Origin of the sequence: Bradyrhizobium sp. Leo170 (genome assembly GCF_004296405.1) — a bacterium.
In the GTDB taxonomy this organism is placed as follows: Bacteria; Pseudomonadota; Alphaproteobacteria; order Rhizobiales; family Xanthobacteraceae; genus Bradyrhizobium.
On the sequence record NZ_PSRR01000798.1, the window covers coordinates 1 to 789 of the forward strand.

A 789-nucleotide genomic window follows, 5' to 3' on the forward strand; every position below is an offset into this window, starting at 1 on the left:
GCGACCGCCGAAGGGTCGGTCAGCTACGGGGGGAAAGCGGCCCACGATGCGCTGGCCCGCCAATTCCGAATCTGACCCGTTGCAGACGCAGCGAACTTGCCGCCGCCTGCCATGCGGTACCCAGAGTCCGGAAACCGTACCAGCCGCCCCCGCGGAGCCGCGACCACGTCTTCACCACCCGCAAGCCGGTCAATTTTCAGGAGGCATTCGCCGCGAGCCTGAGCGCGGCAATCGCCGCGCTGAACAAGCGATCAGCGCCGCGACCGCCGCGCCGCAGTCCCGAGAGCCTACGCCGGAGATGCGAGGGGTTTTCCCTTCTCCAAAACATACGTGATCAGAATGATGCTCTTGGCGTCGGCAGGCTTACCACCTGCATGGGGCGTCTCGGGTGGTATTTGGAAGGCGTCGCCTGTCTTCATCGTTCGGGTCGGTTGACCTTGTATGGGAAGTTCGAAGCCGCCTTCGACGACGTAAGCGGATTCGATTCCCGGATGCATGTGTCGAGCGACAGTGGCTCCCTGTTCTATTGTCGCCGCGACAAGTAGCGTCACATACCCCGGCACCGGGCCATCCATTTGCGACAAGATCTTTCGCGTGACCCCTGGCGTCGCCGGCGGCGTGCCTTGGGCCGACACTTCTGTCGCAGCAAATTCCGTAATTCCGCAGATAGCGCACGACGCAACGGCCGCGAATCCTCGTCGAGTCAGCATGGCAACCTCCCTGCGTGTGTCTGGATTAACTGCGCCGGCATTATTTCTCGGGCCAAGAGACAAGGCGTATTGTCATTGG

1 protein-coding gene is annotated in these 789 nt (G+C 62.2%); it reads right to left on the reverse strand.

Features of this window, described 5'->3' with window-relative positions; translation table 11 throughout:
* Positions 1-287: 287 nt before the first annotated feature.
* Entirely contained in the window at positions 288-710 is a 423-nt protein-coding gene (locus CWO89_RS44780) for a cupin domain-containing protein (RefSeq protein ID WP_130584445.1), read from the reverse strand.
* Positions 711-789 lie beyond the last annotated feature (79 nt).

What these genes read in the sequence shown, in the direction of transcription:
- CWO89_RS44780 (WP_130584445.1), bottom strand. Translation starts at nt 710, where the DNA reads ATGCTGACTCGACGAGGATTCGCGGCCGTTGCGTCGTGCGCTATCTGC.